This window comes from Bradyrhizobium sp. CCBAU 45321 (assembly GCF_028128975.1).
In the GTDB taxonomy this organism is placed as follows: Bacteria; Pseudomonadota; Alphaproteobacteria; order Rhizobiales; family Xanthobacteraceae; genus Bradyrhizobium; species Bradyrhizobium yuanmingense.
On sequence record NZ_LFKZ01000070.1, the window covers coordinates 1 to 2,861 of the forward strand.

A 2,861-nucleotide genomic window follows, 5' to 3' on the forward strand; every position below is an offset into this window, starting at 1 on the left:
CGTTTCTATCCCACAGGGGGCGCGCAGCGCCGCGCTCAGTTTTTTAGAAGGCGCGCTCAGCAAAGCCGGCCTGCTGAACGCAAAGCGATGATCGACCGTGAGCATGACCTGCCGATCACCCGTCAGGCGGAAGTTTTAAAGATCAGCCGTGGCAGTGTCTATTATCTGCCGCGCCCGGTGTCGCCCGCCGAGCTCGCGATCATGCGACGGCTCGACCGGCTGCACCTGGAGTTTCCTTTCGCCGGTTCGCGAATGTTGCGAGACGTGTTGGCTGCCGAGGGGTGCAAGATCGGCCGCCGGCATGTCAAGACGCTGATGCGGCGGATGGGGATAGAGGCGCTCTACCGCCGGCCGCGTACCACCAAGCCCGAACTCGGGCACAAGATCTATCCGTATCTGCTGCGCGGGATAGAGATTACACGCTTGAACCAGGTCTGGGCGATGGACATCACCTACATCCCGATGGCGCGCGGCTTCGTGTACCTGGCTGTTGTCCTCGACTGGGCGACCCGCCGGGTGCTGTCGTGGCGCGTCTCGATCACGATGGAAGCTGCATTCTGCGTCGAGACACTGGAAGACGCTCTCGCTCGCCACGGCAAGCCGGACATCTTCAACACCGACCAGGGCTCGCAGTGGCGTTCACCGGTGTGCTCGCCAGTCACGGCATCGCCATCAGCATGGACGGCCGCGGCGCCTGGCGGGATAACGTGTTCTTTGAGCGGCTGTGGCGCAGCGTCAAATATGAGGAGGTCTATCTGCGAGCCCACGAAAGCGTCGGTGACGCGCGCACTTCGATCGGCCGCTACATCGACTTCTATAATCGCCGCCGTAGACATTCGAGCCTTGACGGCAGCACACCGGATCAAGCCTACTTCAACTCGCTGCCGCTCCGCGCGGCAGCCTACCCTCGGCAGGCACTCCACTAATCGACGCGGAATTGCTATTCAGACAACCAGGGCCACCTCAGTCACACACCTGAGATATGCAACGGTTAAAGTGAGAATAACTACCATGGAGAGTCGTTGTGGCATGTGCTTTCTTTCAGTGGCTCAGCCACTACTCCAGTACAATGAAGCTGGACGATGTTGGTCACTTCGCTCGGGAACGAACGCTGATTGTGCACGACATCGTCTGCACATTCATTCATCCCTGTGGAGACCGGCATGATCTCGCCGCTGTGCTGCTCGACGCAGGCCTGCTTTCGACGGCAGCCGAGCATGACTTGGTTGGACTTGCATTGTCCCGAAACCTCGAGAACTTCCTGCTTGGTGCGCCGCTGTTCCTCGTCAATCCGTTAAGTCAACACCTTATCTTGGGTCAGAAGTTCGAGTTTGCCCAGATCGCTCCCCCGACCTTTGCGCCGTTGCTGGATGCCTTGGCACTGCAGGCTAAAGCTTGGCGAGACGGGCGGAGCGCGAAATGATCACAGGCATTTCACATGTGGTGGATAGCGCAGCTGCGGCTGAGACTCAGCGCGCAGGTGACCCAACGGCTGTGCGGGTTTGGGATCGAGACAGCACCAGCGGGCCGCCCACGCTGGCAGATAACCAGCGAGCGGCGCACGAAAGCACATCTGAACAACTTTCGATGGTCTATGAACTTGCCAGTACAGTGACATTGCACTCGGGAAACTCACTCACCGAAGAGGAGCCTCTGCTTGAGGACAGCGTATCGCCGCGACCTGATGCGGACGCAGGGACGGAGCAAGATGCTCTCCCTGCTGGCGGCGCCCGATGGTGGTGTTGGACGGCCGCGCTAGTGGCCTCGAACGGAACGCTGGGGGCGTTCGAAGCCTTTGCGGGTCGCCTCGTCCAGGGGGCGGTACAGGTGCTTTCCGGTCGCCCGGAACAGCCACAACAGGTCAGCGATACGGCGATGGCAGCACATGCTGCGGTCAACATGGCGATGGGATTGATCGCGGGTGCAAGAGCGGGCGTGCACACATGGTGGGCGACCGGTAATTGGGAGGCTTATCGCAGAGGATTTCAGGGAGAGCGGTCGGCGCCATCAGCGGCCCTCGCGACGGCGGGAACTCCCGACGTGCCCGCAAGCCAGCTGACACGTCTGTTGCCCAGCCTGACCGCAGCCGCTGTAACCTTCGGCTTCGCTGCGCACACGGGCGTGAATGCTTTTGGGCACCTTGGAAGCTCATCGCATCGCAAGGTCGATGCCTACAAAGCGGTGGTTCAATCCAACGCCAACACAGCTTACTGCTACACCCGTGAGGTCGCAAACTTCGTGGCTTATGCCTTCCAGCTTGTTTCGCACGATGCCCTGCTGAACCTGCGGGGAGCGGCAGCCAGTTGCGCGCAAAACGGCGTCAACTCCTTAATACAACAGGCAATACAGGGAGAATTGAATGGTCGTGACCCCAGCCAAGGCTTCGATCTCCGCTGGCCAGCCATCTCCGCTGCGGCCGAGGCCCTCGACGTTGCCGTTACTTGCGCATCTGCTCGTCTTGCCGAGCCCGACAGGCCCGTGACAATTTGGCGTGGTCGTCGAGGCGAGGGGATCTCGGCCGAGGAAGAACCGCCGTCAAGGCTCACTGTCATTGACGCAATCGACCGGGTGACACAACGCGCCGTTGGTCGGCAACTGGTTGGAGAACTCTCTCAGGTCGCCCCTCAGGAGCTGCATCATCCAAAGATTGGACCAGTGTTTGCTACGGGAACGCATGTGCGCGAGCTGGCCTGGCAAGCCGAAGGCGCTAGTCGTGGCAGGGGCGCCAGTACGGCCCCCAGTGATCTCGAGGCGTTCGGGGCGGCGCCACATGCAGGCCGCTCGGGTTCGCCGACGCAAGACAGCACTGAACTCCCCTCGCTTCGAGAGTTGAATCCACCGCCTCCAGACGTCGCTGGGCC

The 2,861-nt window shown here is 61.2% G+C and carries 2 protein-coding genes and 1 pseudogene; all 3 read left to right on the forward strand.

Annotated elements, in window-relative coordinates:
* Positions 1-926: pseudogene (locus tag ACM43_RS09805) on the forward strand (IS3 family transposase); the annotation flags it as partial.
* A gap of 143 nt (positions 927-1,069) precedes the next feature.
* Positions 1,070-1,423, forward strand: coding sequence for a hypothetical protein (locus tag ACM43_RS09810; RefSeq protein ID WP_271539873.1), 354 nt, complete (start codon positions 1,070-1,072; stop codon positions 1,421-1,423).
* A partial coding sequence (locus tag ACM43_RS09815; RefSeq protein ID WP_271539874.1) for a hypothetical protein occupies positions 1,420-2,861 on the forward strand: 1,442 nt, incomplete at its 3' end. The genes ACM43_RS09810 and ACM43_RS09815, both read left to right, overlap by 4 nt.